The organism is Cupriavidus sp. PB-02, from assembly GCF_058252315.1.
In genome coordinates this window covers 1,159,719-1,179,206 of sequence record NZ_JBXPSX010000003.1, presented here as the reverse complement: position 1 = coordinate 1,179,206, position 19,488 = coordinate 1,159,719, and the positions used below count along the sequence as shown (strand labels likewise).

Annotated in this window: 16 protein-coding genes and 4 pseudogenes; 8 read left to right on the top strand and 12 right to left on the bottom strand. The window is 63.1% G+C overall.

Annotation, left to right across the window (positions count from 1 at the left end):
- Positions 1–5: 5 nt before the first annotated feature.
- The 3 genes from pdxA to AC10V3_RS40045 are packed head-to-tail and all read right to left on the bottom strand — an operon-like array spanning position 6 to position 3,271.
- Positions 6–1,007, bottom strand: coding sequence for a 4-hydroxythreonine-4-phosphate dehydrogenase PdxA (gene pdxA, locus AC10V3_RS40055; protein ID WP_022540040.1), 1,002 nt, complete (start codon positions 1,005–1,007; stop codon positions 6–8).
- 36 nt (positions 1,008–1,043) lie between these two features.
- The gene (gene dtnK / locus AC10V3_RS40050; RefSeq protein ID WP_022540041.1) at positions 1,044–2,291 is read right to left on the bottom strand and encodes a D-threonate kinase; all 1,248 of its coding nucleotides are present in this window, start codon (positions 2,289–2,291) and stop codon (positions 1,044–1,046) included.
- Entirely contained in the window at positions 2,288–3,271 is a 984-nt protein-coding gene (locus tag AC10V3_RS40045; RefSeq protein ID WP_022540042.1) for a 2-keto-3-deoxygluconate permease, read from the bottom strand. Before AC10V3_RS40045 ends, dtnK begins: the two co-directional genes overlap by 4 nt.
- Positions 3,272–3,933: 662 nt before the next feature.
- Between AC10V3_RS40045 and AC10V3_RS40040 the strand changes: the two genes are divergently transcribed.
- Positions 3,934–4,386: a zinc-finger-containing protein gene (locus AC10V3_RS40040; protein ID WP_022540043.1), complete on the top strand. Its 453-nt coding sequence runs from the start codon at positions 3,934–3,936 to the stop codon at positions 4,384–4,386.
- Between the two features lie 148 nt (positions 4,387–4,534).
- Here the strand turns inward: AC10V3_RS40040 and AC10V3_RS40035 are convergent, their stop codons facing one another.
- The gene (locus AC10V3_RS40035) at positions 4,535–4,849 is read right to left on the bottom strand and encodes a LexA family protein (RefSeq protein ID WP_022540044.1); all 315 of its coding nucleotides are present in this window, start codon (positions 4,847–4,849) and stop codon (positions 4,535–4,537) included.
- Positions 4,850–4,897: 48 nt separating this feature from the next.
- Between AC10V3_RS40035 and AC10V3_RS40030 the strand changes: the two are divergent.
- Both AC10V3_RS40030 and AC10V3_RS40025 read left to right on the top strand, forming a co-directional pair.
- A pseudogene (locus AC10V3_RS40030) lies at positions 4,898–5,398 on the top strand (helix-turn-helix domain-containing protein); the annotation flags it as partial.
- Positions 5,395–5,688 (top strand): annotated as a pseudogene (locus AC10V3_RS40025) (winged helix-turn-helix transcriptional regulator); the annotation flags it as partial. The pseudogenes AC10V3_RS40030 and AC10V3_RS40025, both read left to right, overlap by 4 nt.
- 417 nt (positions 5,689–6,105) lie before the next feature.
- Here AC10V3_RS40025 and AC10V3_RS40020 read toward each other — a convergent pair.
- Positions 6,106–7,125 (bottom strand): Bug family tripartite tricarboxylate transporter substrate binding protein, encoded by a 1,020-nt coding sequence (locus AC10V3_RS40020; protein ID WP_022540048.1) that lies wholly within the window; start codon positions 7,123–7,125, stop codon positions 6,106–6,108.
- Positions 7,126–7,175: 50 nt separating this feature from the next.
- The gene (uxuA, locus tag AC10V3_RS40015; RefSeq protein WP_022540049.1) at positions 7,176–8,216 is read right to left on the bottom strand and encodes a mannonate dehydratase; all 1,041 of its coding nucleotides are present in this window, start codon (positions 8,214–8,216) and stop codon (positions 7,176–7,178) included.
- A 297-nt stretch (positions 8,217–8,513) separates the two neighbouring features.
- Here uxuA and AC10V3_RS40010 point away from each other — a divergent pair, with 297 nt between their 5' ends.
- Positions 8,514–9,254, top strand: coding sequence for a FadR/GntR family transcriptional regulator (locus AC10V3_RS40010; RefSeq protein ID WP_041682279.1), 741 nt, complete (start codon positions 8,514–8,516; stop codon positions 9,252–9,254).
- Here AC10V3_RS40010 and AC10V3_RS40005 read toward each other — a convergent pair.
- The 3 genes from AC10V3_RS40005 to AC10V3_RS39995 form a co-directional block, all read right to left on the bottom strand.
- Positions 9,235–9,528, bottom strand: coding sequence for a hypothetical protein (locus AC10V3_RS40005; RefSeq protein WP_490924395.1), 294 nt, complete (start codon positions 9,526–9,528; stop codon positions 9,235–9,237). The genes AC10V3_RS40010 and AC10V3_RS40005 overlap by 20 nt on opposite strands.
- A 517-nt stretch (positions 9,529–10,045) precedes the next feature.
- Positions 10,046–11,056: a tripartite tricarboxylate transporter substrate binding protein gene (locus tag AC10V3_RS40000; RefSeq protein WP_022540052.1), complete on the bottom strand. Its 1,011-nt coding sequence runs from the start codon at positions 11,054–11,056 to the stop codon at positions 10,046–10,048.
- A gap of 22 nt (positions 11,057–11,078) precedes the next feature.
- Positions 11,079–12,260, bottom strand: coding sequence for a M20 aminoacylase family protein (locus AC10V3_RS39995; RefSeq protein ID WP_022540053.1), 1,182 nt, complete (start codon positions 12,258–12,260; stop codon positions 11,079–11,081).
- Between the two features lie 155 nt (positions 12,261–12,415).
- Here AC10V3_RS39995 and AC10V3_RS39990 point away from each other — a divergent pair, with 155 nt between their 5' ends.
- The gene (locus AC10V3_RS39990) at positions 12,416–13,324 is read left to right on the top strand and encodes a LysR family transcriptional regulator (protein WP_022540054.1); all 909 of its coding nucleotides are present in this window, start codon (positions 12,416–12,418) and stop codon (positions 13,322–13,324) included.
- A 422-nt stretch (positions 13,325–13,746) separates the two neighbouring features.
- Here AC10V3_RS39990 and AC10V3_RS39985 read toward each other — a convergent pair whose 3' ends face one another.
- A complete protein-coding gene (locus AC10V3_RS39985; RefSeq protein ID WP_022540055.1) occupies positions 13,747–14,580 on the bottom strand; it encodes a helix-turn-helix transcriptional regulator in 834 nt (277 codons plus the stop codon).
- A gap of 92 nt (positions 14,581–14,672) precedes the next feature.
- Here AC10V3_RS39985 and AC10V3_RS39980 point away from each other — a divergent pair.
- The 3 genes and pseudogenes from AC10V3_RS39980 to AC10V3_RS39970 all read left to right on the top strand — a co-directional run bounded on the left by AC10V3_RS39980 (position 14,673) and on the right by AC10V3_RS39970 (position 16,946).
- Positions 14,673–15,043, top strand: a pseudogene (locus AC10V3_RS39980) (DUF3703 domain-containing protein).
- A 113-nt stretch (positions 15,044–15,156) separates the two neighbouring features.
- Positions 15,157–15,600 carry a FixH family protein gene (locus AC10V3_RS39975; RefSeq protein ID WP_022540058.1) on the top strand — a complete coding sequence of 148 codons (444 nt, stop codon included), beginning with the start codon at positions 15,157–15,159 and terminating at the stop codon, positions 15,598–15,600.
- 26 nt (positions 15,601–15,626) lie between these two features.
- Positions 15,627–16,946 carry a cytochrome-c peroxidase gene (locus AC10V3_RS39970; protein ID WP_022540059.1) on the top strand — a complete coding sequence of 440 codons (1,320 nt, stop codon included), beginning with the start codon at positions 15,627–15,629 and terminating at the stop codon, positions 16,944–16,946.
- Positions 16,947–17,060: 114 nt separating this feature from the next.
- Here AC10V3_RS39970 and AC10V3_RS39965 read toward each other — a convergent pair.
- Positions 17,061–17,336 (bottom strand): annotated as a pseudogene (locus tag AC10V3_RS39965) (LysR family transcriptional regulator substrate-binding protein); the annotation flags it as partial.
- A 126-nt stretch (positions 17,337–17,462) separates the two neighbouring features.
- The gene (locus AC10V3_RS39960) at positions 17,463–18,554 is read right to left on the bottom strand and encodes a hypothetical protein (RefSeq protein WP_022540061.1); all 1,092 of its coding nucleotides are present in this window, start codon (positions 18,552–18,554) and stop codon (positions 17,463–17,465) included.
- Positions 18,555–19,488: the final 934 nt, after the last annotated feature.

The window sequence follows — 19,488 nt, the reverse complement described above, 5'->3', positions numbered from 1 at the left end:
ATGGCTCAGGCGCGGCGCGTGGCCAGCTCGGCGCCCTGGCGCAGCGCCTCAAGCAGGCTGCGTTCGTCGGCGATCCCCTTGCCGGCGATGTCGAACGCGGTGCCGTGATCTACCGACGTGCGGATGACCGGCAGGCCCACCGTGATATTGACGCCGGCCTCCAGGCCGAGCACTTTGACCGGCCCGTGGCCCTGGTCGTGGTACATCGCCACCACCAGATCGAAGTCACCGCGGCCGGCGCGATAGAACAGCGTGTCGGCGGGCAGCGGACCTTCCACGTCCCAGCCGCGCGCGCGCAAGGCCTCGACCGCCGGGATGATCTTTTCCTCCTCCTCGCCGTGGCCGAACAGGCCGTTTTCGCCGGCGTGCGGATTGATGCCGCACACGCCGATGCGCGGCGATGCAATGCCAGCGCGCTGCAGCGTCTGATGGCCGCGCTCGATCGTGCGCTGGACCAGGCTCGGCTCGATCTTGCGGATGGCGTCGAGCAGGCCGATGTGCGTGGTGACGTGAATCACGCGCAGCTGCGGCGCCACCAGCATCATCGACACCTCTGGGGTGCCGGTCAGATACGCCAGCATTTCCGTATGGCCGGGAAACTTGTGACCACCCGCGTGCAGGGCTTCCTTGTTCAGCGGCGCTGTGCAGATCGCACTGATCTTCTCGTCGCGGGTCAGTGCCACCGCGCGCTCGATGTAGCGGAAGGCGGCATCGCCGGCGACGGCGGACAGCTTGCCGAAGGGCAGGTCTTCCGGGATCAGGCCCAGGTCGATGCAGTCGATGGTGCCGGGCTCGAAGCGCGCTTCCTCCGGGGCCTGGATGGCGCGCACCTTAAGCGGGGAGCCGACGAGCCGGCCGGCCAGTGCCAGCCGGCGCGCGTCGCCGATGACGAGCGGGCGGCATTGCGCACGAACGCTGTCATGCGCGAGGCTCTTGACGATGACTTCGGGGCCGATGCCTGTGGCATCGCCCATGGTGATACCGATGACGGGGAGGTAGTCGCTCATTTATGTGTCTCTTGTCGAGTGTGGCGCGGCGCGCCGTCAGGCTGACGGCGCGCGGGATTCAGTCATAGCCTGCCACGCAAGCCACAGGGCGGTCTCGGAGCCGAATGCGCCGGCCTTGGTAGCAACGCGGCGCGCGGGCACGCCGGGCAGCGCAGGCGTGTCGGACAACGGCACACCGGGCTCGACTTCGCGCCGCAGTGTCAGGGCGCCGATGCCGGCCGCCGAGAGCATGGCCCGAGCCGTCTCGCCGCCGGTGGCAATCAGGCCGCGCGCATGCTGGAAACCGGGCAGGGACAACTGCGCCAGCGCGGCGCTCAGGCGCGGCCCTTCGCCCGGGTCGAACGCGTCGTCGTGACCAATGCTGACCAGCAGGTCGCCGCCTGCCCGCAGGCATTCGGTAATCGATTGCTGCGCGGCGTCCCACTCAGCGTGGCCTGCACCTTCGCGCAGGATCCGCGGCGGGACCACCATCGATGGCATCCCGGTGCGTTCGCGCAGGCACGCGGCCTGTCGCCCGGAGATGCCCGAGAGGCTGCCGACCAGCGTCAGGACAGGGCCGCCCTCAGGGGCAGGCAGCGGCTGCGGCGCACCGCCCTCGAACAGGCATTGTGCAGCCAGCGCACGAGCCAGGCCGCCCGAGCCGACCCAGAATGCGGGGACGTCGAGCTGCGCCGTGGCCGCGGCCAGCGCCGCCAGGTCTTGCTCCGTCTGCGCATCGCAGACGACGGCCTGCACGCTTTCGCGCGCCAGTCCGGCGATGGTTAGCCGCAGGGCCGCGTCACCCGCGCGCACCGCATCCAGTGGCAACAGGGTTGACCGCAGCCCCTGCGCGGCCAGCAGCGCGACAAGGTCGGCACGTCCGGTAAGCCCTTCCAGGCGCCAGATGTCGGAGTCTTCCAGCGGCTGGCCGTTCACGAACATGCAGCCGCCGGCCGTGGTGCGGCCAGTGGCCGGGAAGGCCGGCGCGACGATGGCGAGGCCTGCCAGCGGCGGCAGCGCGGCGGTTTCGACAGCCCAGTTGCCTCGCAACGTGGAATCGATCTTCTTGTATAGCCGCCGCCTGTCGCCCTGGCCGCGATGCCAGGCTTCGAGATTGCGCGCCGCCGCCTCCTTGGGCGCCATGCGGCGGCTGTCGACGTCGCAAGCCACTACGTCGGCCGGCGACAGGTCGGCGCCCGCGGGCGCCGCCTCCAGCGTTACGACGGTGCGGGCGCCTGACATGGCGAAGCCGATCGCACAATCGGCGGCGCCGGAAAGATCGTCGGCAATGATGAGCCAGCTCATACGGCGGTCCTCACTGCCGCCTCGGCCCCCTTGCCCGCCACGCGGCGGGCGACCCAGGCGGTCACCAATGGCGTCAGGACGGCGGTGACCACCACGCAGGCGGCCACCAGGATCGTGGCGCTCCTGGCCGATTCGGCGTAGACCGGATTGGCCGCCGCGACCAGCGTCGGCACGGCGGCGGCATTGCCGGCGGTGCTGGCGGCCGCGACGCCTGCCACGCCCGTGCCGCCGGAGAGGCGGTCCGCGAAGTAAAGCGCGCAGCCGGTGACGGCCACCACGGCGAGGCCAAGTCCGAGGCCTAGCATGCCCGCCTGCCAAACCTTGTGCAGGTCCAGGCCGGCGCCGAGCGCCAGCGCGAAAAAGGGGATCATTACCGGCACGGCCTTGCCCAGGAAATTGCGCATCTCCCGATCCAGGTTGCCCAGCAGCATGCCCAGCATCAGCGGAAGGATGCTGCCGACCATCGTCGGCCACGGGAACGCGGACAGGCCGGCCACGCCTAGCGTCACCATCGTCAGGAAGGGACCGGACTCCAGCGACATGATGCTGTAGGCGCCCACGTCCTCAGGCTTGCCGTACTGGCCCATCAGGGCCATGTACAGGCCGCCGTTGGTGTCGTTCATCGCGGCCACCACGGCAAGCGTCGACAGGCCGGCGAACATGCCGGCACTGATTGGCGCCTCGCCCAGGAAGTGTCCCATGATCACGCCCAGCACCATGGCGGTGCCGACCTTGGTGCCGAACAGCACGCCGCCCTTCTTGAGGATGTATGGCGTGGCCTTGATGTTGATGCTGGCGCCCATGCAGACATAGAACACCGCGAGGATGGGCAGGGCGCCGGTAAAGAGCGCACCGGTGAACGATCCGAAGAACTTCGGCCCTTCCGGCGCGAACGTGGCAACGAGCGAACCGATCAGCAGCGGCACGATCATCATGCCGCCGGGCACGCGCTCGACGGCGCGCTTGATGGAAATCTGCATGTCTGTCTCCTGCCGCTGGGTGCGGCCATTGTATGTTTCGATCAAACACATGATCGAATCGATCATGTGTTGACAGGAGTGTAGATCAGCAAATTAGATTTGACCACTTCAATCATCAAGGTGATTGAAGTGGTCAAATTTGTGCGAGAGGCGGGCGAGGAGTCTGTTGCCCAGAGGAATAGCGGCGCTCATATCGCTCAAGTGGTGTTGAGCCGACAAGGATGAACTTGAGGTAGCAAGAGCTGCACGTTGCTGGAGCGGCTACTGCCGAGGCGGCGCTTGCGCGCCAGTTGCCAGCAGAATCGCCGCATGGCGCCGGGCGAGCGTGCGGACCGTAGGCAAAAGAAAGCCCGCTCAGAGAGCGGGCATGAACCCTTTAGGAGAAAGGGAGGAGACGGGCGTAAGTATAAACCCTTACGCGAACTCTTGCAGAGTGACGCATTGTCGTGAATCGGCATGCCGATATCGCCGCGATGCCTACGATTCCGCCGTGTCGCGTCCGGTTATCGGCACCGGGATGGCACTGATTTGGTCGCTCCGGTGCATTTCTATGTTCTCGCCAGCGGGTGCCTTTCGCTGACGACCCTCGTCAATGGGGGGTGCCCTTGTTCCAGTACCGTAGAATCGCTCGCGTCCCTTGTCCCGTCCCTGAACGTCATTAGATGCGAATTGGTCGCCCCGTCCCCGCTGCTCCTCAGCCCAGTTGCGACTACTGCGGTGCCAAGGCGCGTCTCGCTATCGCAGGCGATGAAGCGTATCCCTATCTCGAAGACTATGGTCCTGTGTGGCTTTGTTCGCCGTGTGAGGCATGGATAGGGGTCCGGGCACGTAGCAAGCGCCATGTGCCGCTTGGGCGGTTGGCCAACGCCGCGTTGCGTGATGCGAAAAGCCGCCTGCACGATGCGCTCGAGCCGCTGGTAGCCGCAAAAATGCGGCGCGATGGTGTGAATGCCTTCGAGGCCCGCGGCAAAGCAATGAAATGGGTGATTGCATCGTTAGGTTTGGAGGTCGAAACCCCGAGCATCCATGCGCTGTCGCTCGAACAATGCGAGCAGGCGATCCGTTACATCGCGGACTTCCGGGCGTCTCGCCGGCGCGATCCGCCGGCTTCCTAACCAAATGGCTCGGATTGGTCTCTCTATGGCCTCCGGCGTCAGCACGGCCACGCCTGGTGAAGACTGCGGCATTGAGTACGCGCAACCCCCTCTTACGCGCCAACAAGCGATTCCTTGATCTATACAGATTCGCCTTGCGATGAAACGGCTAGTACCGCTGCACAGAGGTTATGACAGTTTGGCTGGGTTGTAAGACAGGCAAGCAGTTGTGGTCAACGAGCAGTTCGATGGTGCGAGCGATGCCTGCTTGGCGGCGGATCAATCCATTGCGTTCGAGGTTGAGCACCATTTGATGGACGGAAGGAGCCGTGACGGCGAAGAAGCGCTGCATGTCGCGCTCGGCCGGAGAGCGGCCGTTTATCAAGCTGTAGGCCCATATGAAGGCGAGATACTGACCTTGCTTGTCGGTGAAGCTCGGACAGGCTGAGCGCTCGCCAGACAATGGAAGCGATTTCTGATTCATTCGGAACCCCCGCAGTCGAAGGAGGCCCCCCAGAAGGAGGCCATCCGAATGAATTTACGCTATCGAGTCGAGCTCGACCAATCCGAGCGTGAGGCGCTTGCTGCCATGCTAAGCGGCGGCAAGCATGCGGCACGCAAGCTCAAGCGAGCGCAAATCCTCCTTGCAGCGCATGCAGGCCAGGATGACGCGAGCATTGCAGCCACCGTGGCGGTTGGCGAATCCACGGTGTACCGCACCAAGCGCCGCTTCGTGGAGATGGGTCTGGAAGCGGCGCTGAACGAACAGCCTCGACCCGGGGCGCAGCGCAAGCTCAGCGGCAAGGAAGAGGCGCTGCTGATTGCCACCGCCTGCACCAACCCGCCACCGGGACGTGCGCGCTGGACGCTGGAATTGCTCGCCGACACGCTCGTCAAACTGACCGAGCACGAAGAGCTATCGCGCGAGACGGTACGCCGGCGCCTGGCCGAGAACGATCTGAAGCCCTGGCGCAAGGACATGTGGTGCATTCCCAAGATCGACGCGGAGTACGTTGCACGCATGGAAGACGTGGCGTCCTGGCCGACCGTCTGCGCCGGCTGGTGGAGGCCGGTGTCCTGACCACCCGACCCGCATCGGATGGCAGTGCATATCAGGAATATGTGCTGACAGCAAAGGGGGAAAGCCTGTTCCCCATCGTGGTGGCGCTGCGGCAATGGGGTGAACGCTATTTGTTCAAGCGCGGCGAGCGGCACTCTCAGTTGGTGGAGAAGCGCACCGGCAAGGCGGTGCCTTCCATGCTGCCCCGAACGGATGACGGCGGCGTGCTTGCGCCGGGCGAAGCCGAAGTGCGCAAGCCGTGATGACGAACGGCTGTCAGGCTTGATGCCCGCTCATCGGTTCACGGCTGCGACGGATGAAGGATCGTCATTGATGGCAACATCCACTCGCCACGAGCGCACGCGGCAAGACCATTGAACAGCGTCGTGAACAGGTCGGAGACAAGACCCGGTTTGCTAACCGACTGATCAACGCACTCAAGCAGTACTATCCTCAAGCCCTGGAGTGGTTCGAGGACATCGACTCAGTTCACACCTGTTGGCAGCCCTTGCCTCGCTACTGCCACTACGTTGCGATCATCGACGCAATCACTGCCTCGACCTGAGTCCGCCGAGGCAGTGGATCGACCGCGCCGTAGCCTTGCGTGCTCAGCGCCGCGGCAGGGCTGGCGACCCGCGCGGCATCGACCAGTAGGGTCACCGTGAGCGGCCTGCGCTGCCTCAATCGGCCGTGATGTTGTTTGCCTTCACTACGTCGCCCCACATCTTGTAGTGGGTGCGGGTCAGGGTTCCGAGCTGCTCCGGCGTGCCTCCGCCCGGCTCGTCACCGCGGTCGACGATGCCCTTGACGACGTTTGGATCCTTCAGCGCCGAATTCATGGCGCTGTTGGCTTTCTTGACGATGTCAGGGCTCAGGCCAGGCGGCCCATACAGGCCAATGAAGGAGATGATGGTGAAGTCCTTGATGCCGCTCTCGGTGGCCGTCGGCACATCCGGGATCATCGCCACGCGCTTTGCTCCGGTGACCATCAGCGGCCGCAGCTGGCCCGACTTGATGAAAGGCGCGACGACCGAAGTCGCATCGAACATCGCATCCAGGCGTCCAGCCATCAGGTCGATCATCGCCGGGCTGCTGCCCTTGTAAGGCACATGGTTCATTTTCGGGCCGCCCATGCGCTCGCGCAGCAGTTCCATCGTGACATGCGGCAACGCACCGGTGCCACCCGATCCGTAGTCAACGGTCTTGCCCGCCTTGTCCCGCGCCTTGACCTCCTCGACGAATTGCGCGTAGGTCTTGATGGGCGAGCTGGCAGGCACGACAAGGACCAGCGGGGACTGCAGCAGCACGCCGATCGGCGTCAGCTTCTGCGGGTCGACGATGCCGAGCTTGGTGTAGACGTGCGGCATGATCGTCATCGAGCCGTTGCCCACCAGCAGCTTGTTGCCGTCTGGCGGCGCTCGCATTACCTCTACCGATGCGATGTTGCCGTTCACGCCGGCCTTGTTGTCGATCACCACGGGCTGGCCGAGCGAGCTCTGTAAGCCATTGAGCAAGGCACGTCCTGCGAAGTCGGTCTGCCCCCCGGGCGGGAATCCAACCAACAGGGTAACCGGCTTGGTCGGCCAGGTGGTCTGTGCCCAGGCGGCCGTCGCTGTCAACGCGCCAAGACCGAGCGCAGCGAGGCCCAGGATTAGCGCTGAACGGCGCGAAGTCGCGAGAGAGTTCTTGATGATTTCCATGACAGGTCTCCAATTATGTTTTTTAGACAGGGCTGCAGTCTCACGGCTCTTCAGGCCATCTTCTCCATCGCTTCCCACAGCCCGTTGATGTAGACCGCACCCAGTGCGCGGTCATAGAGGCCATAACCTGGCTTGCCGGTCTCGCCCCAGATCATGCGGCCGTGATCGGGGCGAAAATAGCCCTGGAAGCCGACGTCATGGTACGCCTTGACGATCGCTGCGATGTCCAGCGAACCGCAGCTCGACAAGTGGGCGGTTTCTTCAAAATCGCCTTCCGGGGTGACCTTGACGTTGCGGATGTGGGCGAAGTGGATGCGTCCCATGCCGCCGAACTCACGCACCAGCGCCTCGACGTTATTCTGCGGGCCGGCGCCGAGCGAGCCTGAGCACAACGTCAGGCCGTTCGCCGGCGTGTCGACGATCTTGAGGATGCGCGCCAGATCGTCTCGGTTCTTGACGATGCGCGGCAGCCCGAAGATGGGGCGCGGCGGATCATCCGGATGGATGGCCATCTTGATCCCGCACTCCTGCGCAACCGGAATGACCGCGCGCAGGAAATGCTCCAGATGCTCCCAGAGCCTGTCTTCGTCGATCCCGCGATATTCGCCCAGGAGCGCCTGCAACTGGTCGGGCTGGTAGCTGGAATCCCAGCCGGGCAGGGCGATGCCTTGGCTGACGTCTATCTGTTCGACTTCCCTGGTGCTGAACGCCAGGCAGGTCGAGCCGTCATCGAGCTTTTTGGACAGTTCCGTGCGGGTCCAATCGAACACCGGCATGAAGTTGTAGCAGATGACTTCGATGCCGGCGGCGGCCAGGTTCCGGATGTTCTGCTGGTAATTGGCGATTAATCGCTCGCGCGTCGGCTTGCCGAGCTTGATGTCTTCATGGACCGGGACCGATTCGACTACTTTGAACTGCAAGCCTGCCGCCTCGATGGTGGACTTGAGCGCCAGGATCTTGTCCAGTGGCCATACCTCACCGACGGGTTCGTCGTAGATGGCAGACACGATGTGGGTCATGCCGGGGATCTGCCGGATGTACTCAAGACTGATCGGGTCGGACGTTCCGTACCAGCGGAAGGACATCTTCATGGGGGCTTCCTTGGGTCGACTCTGTTGATGAAGGAAGGGCGGCTCAAGCGACCCGCTTTGCGTTCCGAGGAGACGATCGACAACATGCCGAGCGTGAGTGCCAGTGGTGAACCACATTGGTTCACCAATTATGAACCGGTTGCCCAATTTTGCCCTCATGGTTTACCATGGGGCACATCAGGCACTGCGCGGCCAAGCCAGCCGACCGCCATAGCATCAGCCTGCGACACGAGTCCCGATATGTTCTCGCGCGGGTGGCCAACGGTTACGAAATGTGCGGCTACCGCCGCCCCCACGATGCGAAACACCACAAGCGAGCTTGCACCACCTCCGAAGATTGAGAATTCGCCTGGTGCCAGCGATCGCTCCTACCTGAGCCTGGCCGGTCAAGTGCATGCACTGATCGCATCCGGGGAGTTTTCTGCGGGCACGAGGCTTCCGTCCGAACGCAACCTGGCCGAGCGATTCAGCGTGAGCCGCACATTGGTGCGTGAGGCAATCATTGCGCTCGAGGTCCAGGGAGTGGTAGAGGTGCGCGTCGGCTCGGGCATTTACGTATGCGCGGCAGCGGCTGCGCCCGCTCCTGACCCGTTCGAACTGCCCTGGCGGCCGGGCCCGATCGAAACGCTGCGTGCCCGGGTGTTGATCGAGTCAGAAATAGCCGGATTGGCGGCAAGCGAACGCAAGGACAGCGACCTTGACCGGATGTTCTCGGCGCTGAGTCTCATGCGCGAGCATATGCACGACAAGCAAGCCAATGAGGCAGCAGACCGCCAATTCCACCTTTGCCTTGCAGAATCCACCGGCAACAAGGTCTTGCTGCATATGGTCACTGCGCTGTGGGACAGCGCGCGCAGCGATCCCTTATGGGACAAGATCGAGGAACACTTTCACACCGCGGAACTGCGGGTCGCGTCGCAAGAGGACCACCAACGGATCTTCGCCGCTGTGATGGCCCGTGACGGCGTGGCGGCGCGTGCAGCCATGCGAACCCACCTGGAGCGGGTGATCAGCGAGTTCACTCAGGCTTGGCGCTGATCCATAGTTCTTGCTGTCTGCCGCTCACCAGATCAGACTCAGCGCTCATTGGTAGCTTATCGACGGCAGGCGGAAACACGCGCCAGCAGCCGTCATCGTGTCGAAAGAAGAATAGTGCGCGCAAACTGCCCGGTTGCGAGGTCTCAACGTATACGTAACGTCGCCGGCCTGATTGGGTGCGGCTAAATTCCACTACGTGGACCGACGTCGTGGAGCCCGGTGCGAGCCACTTTTCGACCTGGAAACGCAGTGACCGCTCGTTCGTGCTTTTCATTTCCCCCTCCATTACCCGGCTCTTTATGCTTGCAGCGCCCCTGTGGCTCGGTAGCTGCAGAATCACCGGAGTGCACCGCTGCAATGTGATGTGTTTCATGGTGCACGTCGCATCGCAGCAAACTCTTGAGAAAGCACTTTAACTCTATGCCACAAAGGGGCGTCCCTGCGTACCCCTTGGCGTAATAGCAACAGCGGAAAGCGGGGATAGCGGGGTGGCTGCATGCGACGCTAATGTATTAGTCCTGATGCAGCGCAGTATGTGCGTCCGCCCCCAAGGAATCGCGTTACGTTCCAATGGGGAAACGACGGAGATTTGCAAAAGGTTGACCCCGGGCCGGGCTGTCAGCAGCATGCGCGTTTCGTCGGTCGGATCCAGTCCACGCCGCCACCCTGAACTGGCCTCCAATGGGTCGCGCAGGTCGTCGGCGTAGCTCCTATTGGAAGCGTGGCGTGGCGTGGCGTGGCGTATTCATCATACCGGACGAATGCTGATCGATCCCTGTCGCGACAGTTTTTCAGGCGGCATTGGTCTTGCGCCCCACGCTCCGGATCAGTTGCGTGACGCGCCCCATGTACAGGTCGAACACCTGGCTCGCCTGCGCCTGGCTGTCGATCGGCTGTGCCACGGTACGCCCCTCTGATTCCAGCTTCGCGCGGATCTCGGGCTTGTTCAGCGCTTCGCCGATCGCCTTGCGCAGCACCGCCACGCGGTCCGCGGGCGTGCCGTGCTTGACGAAGTAGCCGCCGCTGATTGCGTATTCGAAGTCAGGTACCTGCCGGCTCTGCGTGATCCGCGGGATGTGCTGAAGGGCTGGGGGTAGTGTCCTGGAGAAGCAGGTCAGTATTCTTAGTCGGCCCTGTTGCTGCATGGCGTCGAAGCTGGACTGGTAGGGCAGGATGGCAAAGTCCACTTCGCCACCGGCAAGGCCCTGCAGTGCCGGCGCGCCACCTTTGTAGGGCACGTGCAGGAAGGGTGTGCCGATGCGCGCGCCAAGCGCATCGCCCATCAGATGATAGATCGAGTCGATGCCCACTGTGGCATAGGTCAGCGGCTTGCCCTTGCTCTGCCTGGCATAGTCGAGGAATTTGTCCAGCGTGTCGGCGGCTATGCCGTTCCTGACCAGCAGCACGATGTTGGCATCGCTGATGGGCGCGGCCAGTATGAAGTCCTGTGGCTTGTAGCGCGCCGCCGGATTGAGCATGGGGGCGAGGAAGACCTCGTTGATCGAGCCGTGGAAGAAGGTGTAGCCATCGGCTGCTGCGCCGAGCACCTTGTTGGCGCCGATCAGGCCGGTGCCGCCACCGTAGTTCTCGACGATCACCTGCTGCCTGACGCTCTTGCTGATGGATTCCCCGAAGATGCGAGCGGAGGTGTCGCTGGCCCCGCCGGCAGGGTAGGGCACCACCAGCGACAAGGGTTTGGTGGGGAAGCTCTCTGCGGCAAGCGCCGGCAGGCTGGCGAGCGCGGAGCTGCCGGCGGCAAGGCCGGCGTATTGCAGGAAGCGGCGGCGGTTCAGTGAAGGCATGGATGTCCCCTCTAATCGTTGTTCAAACCAGGTAGCTTTGCGCCAGATGGGCCCAGAAGGCGGCGCCCACAGGCAGTGCCTTGTCGTTAAAGTCGTACAAGGGGTTGTGCACCATGCAGCCGCCATCCTCGCCCAGGCCGTTGCCGAGCCGGATGTAGGCGCCGGGCCGGTGCTCCAGCATGTAAGCGAAATCCTCGCTGCCCATCACCGGTGGGCGCTCCACGACGTTTTCGGCGCCGAGTAGACGGATGGCGGCTTGGCGCGCGTACTCGGTCTGCTCGGCATGGTTGACCAGCACCGGGTACTTGCGTTCGTAGACGACCTCGGCCTCCAGCCGGAAGCTCTGCGCCTGCGCGGCCACGAACTCCCCGATGCGCTCTTCGACCAGCGTGCGCACCTTTGGGTCGAGCGTGCGCACGCCGATCTTGATCAGCGCGCTTTCGGGCACGACGTTGTAGGTGGCGCCGGCCTGGATCGAGCCTACCGTAATGACAGCCGACCTGAGCGCGTCGATCTCGCGGCTGACGATGGATTGCAGGCCCATCACGATGCTGGCCGCGCATTGCATGGGATCGATGCCGTGATGCGGCATCGCGCCATGGGCGCCGCGGCCGCGCAGCGTGACCGTGGCGCGGTCGAACGAGGCCATGGCCGGCCCGGAGATGACCCCAATCTGGCCAACGGGCAGGCCGGGGGAATTGTGCAGCGCGTAGACCTCGTCGCAGGGGAATCGCTCGAACAAGCCGTCCTCCAGCATGCGCAGCGCGCCGCCTTCGTTCTCCTCGGCCGGCTGGAAAATCAAATTCAGCGTGCCGTTGAAATCCACTGACTCGGCCAGATACCTGGCTGCGCACAGCAGGATGGCCGTGTGGCCGTCATGGCCGCACGCGTGCATCTTTCCCGCGATGGTGCTGGCATAGTGCAGACCGGTCTTCTCATGGATGGGCAGCGCGTCCATGTCGGCTCGGATGCCTAGTGCGTTGCTCCCTTGCCCCTTCCGGAGCGAGCCCACCACGCCGGTCGTGCCCAGGCCGCGATGCACCCGGTAGCCCCATGCCGCCAACTGCTCGGCGACCAAGTCGCTGGTTTGACGTTCCTCGAACGCCAGCTCTGGATGCGCATGGATTCTCCTGCGGATTTCGACGAACTCTGGCGAGATGGCGTGGACGGAATGCCGGAGGTCGGCGAGTAGGGACTGGGTCATGGTTATCTCGGGGCGTATTCCTTCCCTCATTTTCCACGCGGGCGCTTGCTGCATCCATGACAATGATTGGCGTGAAACGTTGTATAAATGACAACATTACGGAAACTGCGCGGCGCTTCACTCATGGACGCCGGTGCAAGAAATAGGAGGAAGACATGGACGATGTGCTGGACCGGCGACGGGCGCTTTGCCTGTTGCAGATCATTGAAACCGGTACGGTGCGCGGTGCGGCTGAGGTGCTGGAATTGGACCCTTCGGTGGTGAGCCGCGCCGTGGCCAAGCTGGAGCAGGATACCGGCCTGACCTTGCTGGAGCGGCGGGGCCGGGGCGTGGTGGCTACCGATGCGGGGCGTCTGTTGGCCCTGTTTGCCCGGCGCCAGCAGGACCTGAACGAAACCTTCCTGGCCGAGGTCAATAACCTGAAGAACGCGCAGCGTGGCCATGTGGAACTGGTCTTTGGCGAGGGCTTTGTCGACCTGGTGCTCGAGCCTGTGCTGCAAGGCTTCTTGCATAAGCACCCCGACGTGACCTACAGCATCCAGGTGGCAGGCACCGACGAGACGGTCCGGCAGATCCTGGAAGATCAGGCGCATATCGGTTTCGTCTTCCAGCCGCCCAATGACGTGCGCCTGCGTTCGCACTACTCTCGGCTGTCGCCCATCCGCGTGCATGTACGCAAGGACCATCCGCTGGCGCGCCGGCGACGCGCGCTGACGCTGGCCGACCTGGCGCCGCATCAGGGTGCGGCCCTGGCGGAATCTTTCGGCGTGCGCAAGCATATCCAGGCGGCGGAGCTGGAAGAGCACATCACGCTGAAGCAGATGCTCGTCACCAACTCGTTCAAGGTGCTATGGGAATTTGCGGCGATGGGGCTGGGCTACATCATGACCCCGCGCTCGGTGCCGCTGAAGGGGCCCCAGTTCAAACAGCTGGTTTCGCTGCCGCTGGCCAATCCCATTCTCAACAACAGCCGCAGTCACGTCATCACCCGCGCCGGGCGGCCCCTGTCACCGGTGGCGGACAGCATGCTGCGTCATGTGATCAAGGCCTTTCCGCTGGTGTGAGGTCAGCAACAGCCGGCAATGTCGAATGTTGCTCGAGATGCAACATTCCGGCCTCTAGCCGTCATGGTTGCGCAGGAGCGGCTTCAAGCTTGCGTGGCGCCCCTCGGGGGGCAGCATCGCACTGCGCCACAGGTCTGGAAAAAATGCAATTAATCGCCAGGAGGCAAGATCGTCGAGCTGTTCTGGACCTTCGGGGGCGGGACGGCCCTGACTACTCCGGCACCGCCATCGCTTTTCACAGGATATCGACCGTTTTGTACCGGATTCGCAAAACCTGGGGTTTGTGACGCCGGGTTTGAGCGAGGCCGCGCAGAGGATCACGGGCGACTATGTCGAGCAAGGGAGTTTTGTGAAGCTGTCGCTAGCACACCAATAGACTCGGCCATCGTCGGCGCAACTTGAAGCGTCGGCATTCCATCACCTTATCCTGGCGGTTGAGAGCGCAGCGCTGTCGGTTCAATGCCGAACATGCGCTTATGCGTCCGAGTAAGATGAGCCGAATCCGCAAATCCTGCCTCATGCGCGGCGTCCGTCCAGGATGCGCCGGACATGGCCGCCTCGATTGCCAGATTGATGCGCAGCCATAGAAGGTACGCTCTGAAGGAGCTACCTGTCTCGGCCACGAACAGATGCCGAAAACGACTTTCCGACAGGGCGACCGCTGAGGCTACGTCACTCAGTGTGAGGGGATTCCGTATGTTTGCGCGGATATATTCCAGGGCCCGGCTAAGACGCGGGTCCAAGTCTTTGCCCTTGTCAGGTCTAGTCGCGGTCCCACACAACTCTGCGATGGCCGACGATGCAGCCTCGACCATGTCCTCGGCCAGCCGTCTCGACTGTAAGGCTTCGACCAGCAATTTGGCAGCCGCGCGGGCACTTTCGGCCGGAAGTTCAAGGACGGCATTGGAACCGAAGCGTGCTGTGAGCGCGCGCCCGGCCCTGCTTTCGGGTTCCACGAACAGGTGTGCCATGGTGGCGGCGCCATCAACTTCGAACTGGTGCGTGCATTCACTGGGGACGATGGCACCTTCGTAGTCAGTCCAGGCACCGTCGGCTTCGGTGCGGAAGCGGAACCTACCTTTCAACGCTACGACCAGTTGATGGGCATGGTGCTCATGCCACTGCGTTCTGCCCTGACCTTCACCTATCCAGAGGCTGCCGCCTTGCCAGAAGTAGACGCGGCCCGTGGACGTGACGGCCGAGAAACGACCGCGCCCGATAGACGGTTGTACCGAATCCCCATGTATTGCAGCCACGACGCTACCTCCTCAACTCAGCCGTTTCGTTCAAGTTCCTTCCGTCCGCGGCCCCGACAATCGCTCTCATACTAGCAATCTTGAGACGCACGATGAACCGCTCTGCCTTCGCCATTCGAATTCGCCCCTATGTCCAGGCAGAACTCGACGCCGCCGCGGCGCACGAAGCGCGGGACGAGCCAGGCGCGGCGTTCACTCACCTCGAGCGCGCCCACATCCTTGGGCAGGAATCCACTGGGAATACGTCCGCACACACTGGGCGATTTTCCGCTGGGCGCTTCGCCAGAACATTGCGGGCGAAGCCTTCGGCCAAGCCTGGCGAACCCTCGCCGCTGTGCTGACTACCTGGCTGGGTTGGCTGCCCATCGGAAATACCGGCGGCGCCAACGTCAGCGGCTTCAAGGCCATGCCGGTTCCGGCAGACCTGCAGCGCCTCATCGACGCCGCCCGCGCAGTGCCCTAGCGACACACGGCTCAGCCGTCAAAGACGCCACCCAACTCGCAACAGCCTCGTCAGGTGCCTCATCGCGGCACCCGGGCTTTACCTGCACCATCGTTGCTACAAAGGATTCAACCATGTTCAGACTGTCAGCCCCCACTGCGCTCGTCACAATCGCGTTCACCTTTCTCACCGCGGCCTGCGGCACCCCACCAGCGAACCTTGACCTTTCGCTGCAGCAGCCTAGCTCGGGAGGCAAGTTCATGGTGCGCATGGTCCCCCCGGTTTCGGGCCCCGCTGTAAATCAGATGCACGCTTGGCAGGTGCACTTGGGGACACTCGATGGGAAACCCGTGTCGCGAGCCACCATTGGCTTCGACGGGGGCATGCCGCAGCACGGTCACGGCTTTCCTACCAAGCCCCGCATCACTCGCGAGGTAGCGCCTGGCGTCTACGCGCTCGAGGGCATGAAGTTCAGCATGACCGGCTGGTGGGATATGCGTCTGGCAATTCAGGCCGATGATGTGGCCGACGGAGCCGTGTTTAACGTCATCGTCGACGACTCCGGAATTCAGCGCTAAGTGTCTTGGTTCAAGGCGACAGTTTCATGAGCCAGCTTCACAAATTCAGGCTACCTGGGTCCTGGCGGGCGAGCGAGTGCAGAAGGCTGGCGGGCGCGCTGGCTGCTGTGTTCGTGGCCTTGGCGGTGCTTCCCTTGCTCATCGGCCTCGGACGAGCTGCCGGCGCCCCGGACCTTGACTCGTGGTCGAAGGAAGAACGGGCGGTCTTAGCCTCGATGAGCCTGAAGAAGCTTCCGGCTCCGCCGCCCGACCCGTCGAACGCCGTGGCAGATAAGCCAGAAGCGATCGCGCTCGGCAAGCGGTTGTTCGCGGATGCACGCCTGTCTCGCAACGGCGCGGTGTCGTGCGCCAGCTGCCATGCGCCTGACCGCCAGTTCCAGGACGACCTGCCCGTTGGAAAGGGCATCGGAGTCGGAAAGCGCCGCACCATGCCAGTCGCGGCGACGGCGTACAGCCCGTTCCTGTTCTGGGACGGCCGCAAGGACAGCCAGTGGTCTCAAGCGTTGGGCCCGTTGGAGGATGGCGTCGAGCACGGCGGCAACCGCGTCCAGTTCGCCCGGGTCGTGCGAACGCACTACCAGCGGGAGTATGAGTCGCTGTTCGGCGCCCTCCCGAACCTGCAGGACCTGCCTGCCGACGCGAGTCCGCTTGGCAGCGCAACCGAGAAGCAGGCCTGGTTTCGGCTGACAAGCGAGCAACGCGATGCTGTCAACCGCGTCTTCGCCAACCTCGGGAAGGCCATCGCGGCATACGAGCGGACAGTGACCTACGGCGAGTCCCGCTTCGACCGATATGTTGAAGCGGTTCTCATAGGTGACCGCGCGGGCCAGCAAACGTTATCGAGCCAGGAGGTCAACGGCCTTCGTCTGTTTATCGGCAAGGCTCAATGCGCGACGTGCCACAACGGCCCGCTCCTGACCGACCAGGCCTTCCACAACACGGGCGTCCCGACCAGAGAGCCAGCACGGCCAGACCGCGGCCGCGCTCCTGCCACAGCCACGGTTCTGGCGGACGAGTTCAATTGCCTGAGCCGCTACAGCGACGCGCTGCCGCAAGTCTGCCAGGAGCTGAGCTTCATGGCGACCGACGAACCGGACTTGGAAGGCGCCTTCAAGACTCCTGGCTTGCGCAACGTAGCGCTACGGGCTCCGTACATGCACGCGGGCCAACTCGCGACCCTGGACGAGGTAGTGACGCACTACGTACGTTCGCCAGCAGCGGCTGTTGGCCACTCCGAGTTGGCCAAGGGCGGCAGGAGGGTCCGCTTGACGGAGCAGGGGATGCGAGACGTTGTCGCGTTCCTGCGAACCCTATCGGGTCCCATCATGGAGCGTCCTTCTCGATAAGAAGCGAGAGGATTGCTCAGTCATTTCAACCGCGTTGCACTGGTGAACATCGACTGCCCGCGGTTCGGTGTTGCCGGAGCAATCGAGGGGGCGCTGCGGCGCATAGCGCCGGGATCAGTTAGTGCCAGTTCCGGAGACCCTGCGGATCTCTTCTGCCACGATCGCGATCAGTGTGTCTGCGGCAGTGCTCAGTGGCCGCTGCGGATGGCTGACGCACACCAGATGCCGCACGATACGCGGCGCAAGGATCTGGTGCATGCGCAGGCGGCCCTCATCTACGGCGCCTTGCACCACGATGCGTGGCAGCACGGTGGCAAGGCGCGTGGCCTCGACAAACTGGACGATCGTGCCAAGGATGTCGATTTCGAATTTTGGTTGCAGCGTGACGTCGCCTGACACCGGCTGCGGCGTGAGCGGCGCGGCGTGACGCAAGGCGTCGATCGAAATTGCGCCAGGTGTCGGTCCACGCAAGTGAATCTGCCCCCTCGTCGTTGTTGGGGTCAAGTTTGGAAAATATCAGAACCCATAGGGAACCGTCGCCCACTCCTTCAGCACCTGGTAGTCCCACTCTGGCATCACAATTCGACCGTCCTCCGCGGCTTCTAGGATCGGATCGCCGATCCAGGCGCTAAGTCGGTTCCCTTGGAGCATGAAAAAAAACCACGCGAACGGATGGCCAGCCTTCACGTCGAAGCGAAGCAGCTCATTCCAGAGGCCAAACACAGTTCTGCCGCCTTTGTGCTCAATCCTGGGCAGCCGCTTGGTCGTCGTCCAGGCCGGAATCACGCTTAGATTCCGCTCACCGGTATCCGGGTTCATGTAGTCGGAGATCTCGAACACCCAGTGGCTGGATAGTTCGGCACCGCTACGTCCGGCACTTGATCGGTCCCAGTCGGCGAAGAACCGGGCCAGCCGTGACTTGTTGCGCCGCAGCTCCGGAAACTTTTCAAATATGCCGGAAAGGCGAACCTCACCGGATTCCATATCCTTGATGCGCAGCACCTTCTGCTCCACCGCGCGCTTCCTTGCATCATGGAGTGTTGCCTCTAGCCTCAGCACGTCTGCCAAGTTTGCCACGCTGTCCAGCGCATATAACGGGTCACCGTACGGGGCAGGATCGCTGAAGGGATAGCCCGCGCAGCGATCGAGCCGGCGCAGATCACCTTCGCTGGTAGGCACATTCCAATTGGAATCAGAAAATAATGGCCGTTCGACTTTCATCTGGATTTGTCTGATCACCAATTGCAGGAATGCGGCGGATCCCTCACCGTAGGGCGCTATGAGGCGGATCATGACGATGTCGGCGCCCGTCAGACGCAGAGTCGACCCTTTGTGCTTGTTCCAGACGGCGCGCCAATCGCCGTCGGCTGTAGTCAGTTCTCCATCGATCCAGTCGCTGTACCGGCCGAGTGACGTACCATCGGGCGCGAGCACCAGGTTGTGCTCGGCCATGCGGGACGATCCATTTCGTTCGTTTCCTAGCCGAACCGTATCCAGGCCAGCGGACCTACGCAGCGCTGTAATCAGGTGTTTGTGGCCATGAGATACCTCAGCCACGGCCACAACGGTCTCCAGGAGATCTCTGGAAAGGTCGGGTACGGTCTTCATGGTTCACCTCGTATGCAGTCGCGTCGCACTGAACATTGGCGCTTGCTAGTGCTATCTCCCGCGCCCCAGTTGCGGCGCCGCAGGCAGGAGAGAGGCTTGACACAGACCTGATATGTGTTGTTGGCCGCCGCACCGTCCCCAAGCGTCAGCTGATGACACGACAATCCCCTTCGTCTGGAAGTGAGCTGAAGCGGAAAGGGTACCAAGGCATCATTCAGGTGGCTGTCCCATATCAAATAACAAAAAAGGAACCCTCGGCGCCAGGGGGTTCCCAAGGGTAGTAAACGCGAGGCGAAAACACCTGCCCCGCGCATTCAATGCTGGCCGACAATGATTGAATCGGCATCCGCCGGAGTGTCTACACCGCTGTCCCAATAAGTGTGTTTCAACGGCGAAACGGCAGCTCCCGGGCCGACAGAGATGGTGTCGCCTTAGTTGTGAATGTGGCACTGACCCGGCCGCTGGAGTTCGTCCAGCGTTGGCGTACGCGACCGAGTCCGGCTCAGGGTGGGCGGTTGCCTCCGCGAGGGCGCGCTCCCGATCCAGCCGATTAATCAAGCGTTGCCGTTTGGACCTCGTCGCCGCGCAGGGGCCGGTACCCATCGAAGCCGCTGCGCGGTACCTTGGTAAAGCGCGCGTTGAAGTCGGCGATAAAGGTCGGTGGGTGAGACGCCCGCCTCTCCGGCGAGTGGGAGAGAGAAGGGCCGACTGTAGGACACTCAGCCTGGCCTCACTCGGTTGGAGCACGAAAATCCGCCCATTTGAGTAAACGCGTGCCGCAGATCCTGTGCATTTGCGATTTCTCCTGGTGCTGGAAAGGAGATGCGGTGCCCACTGCCGTCGCTTCCGCATCAAGAGAAATGGCAAAAAGCTTGTCTGAAAATCGTCCCGTCCGGGTTCGCCTAGGTGGGCAGCCGGCTTCGACCGAGCCGTG

Excerpts from the sequence above, each read along its gene's own strand:
- AC10V3_RS40040 (WP_022540043.1), top strand. The coding sequence starts at position 3,934 with ATGCGAATTGGTCGCCCCGTCCCCGCTGCTCCTCAGCCCAGTTGCGAC.
- AC10V3_RS39975 (WP_022540058.1), top strand. The coding sequence starts at position 15,157 with ATGTTCAGACTGTCAGCCCCCACTGCGCTCGTCACAATCGCGTTCACC.
- AC10V3_RS40000 (WP_022540052.1), bottom strand. The coding sequence starts at position 11,056 with ATGCCTTCACTGAACCGCCGCCGCTTCCTGCAATACGCCGGCCTTGCC.
- AC10V3_RS40005 (WP_490924395.1), bottom strand. The coding sequence starts at position 9,528 with ATGAAAAGCACGAACGAGCGGTCACTGCGTTTCCAGGTCGAAAAGTGG.
- AC10V3_RS39960 (WP_022540061.1), bottom strand. The coding sequence starts at position 18,554 with ATGAAGACCGTACCCGACCTTTCCAGAGATCTCCTGGAGACCGTTGTG.
- AC10V3_RS40035 (WP_022540044.1), bottom strand. The coding sequence starts at position 4,849 with ATGAATCAGAAATCGCTTCCATTGTCTGGCGAGCGCTCAGCCTGTCCG.
- AC10V3_RS40020 (WP_022540048.1), bottom strand. The coding sequence starts at position 7,125 with ATGGAAATCATCAAGAACTCTCTCGCGACTTCGCGCCGTTCAGCGCTA.
- AC10V3_RS39995 (WP_022540053.1), bottom strand. The coding sequence starts at position 12,260 with ATGACCCAGTCCCTACTCGCCGACCTCCGGCATTCCGTCCACGCCATC.
- AC10V3_RS40045 (WP_022540042.1), bottom strand. The coding sequence starts at position 3,271 with ATGCAGATTTCCATCAAGCGCGCCGTCGAGCGCGTGCCCGGCGGCATG.
- uxuA (WP_022540049.1), bottom strand. The coding sequence starts at position 8,216 with ATGAAGATGTCCTTCCGCTGGTACGGAACGTCCGACCCGATCAGTCTT.
- AC10V3_RS40010 (WP_041682279.1), top strand. The coding sequence starts at position 8,514 with ATGCGAAACACCACAAGCGAGCTTGCACCACCTCCGAAGATTGAGAAT.
- dtnK (WP_022540041.1), bottom strand. The coding sequence starts at position 2,291 with ATGAGCTGGCTCATCATTGCCGACGATCTTTCCGGCGCCGCCGATTGT.
- AC10V3_RS39990 (WP_022540054.1), top strand. The coding sequence starts at position 12,416 with ATGGACGATGTGCTGGACCGGCGACGGGCGCTTTGCCTGTTGCAGATC.
- AC10V3_RS39970 (WP_022540059.1), top strand. The coding sequence starts at position 15,627 with ATGAGCCAGCTTCACAAATTCAGGCTACCTGGGTCCTGGCGGGCGAGC.
- pdxA (WP_022540040.1), bottom strand. The coding sequence starts at position 1,007 with ATGAGCGACTACCTCCCCGTCATCGGTATCACCATGGGCGATGCCACA.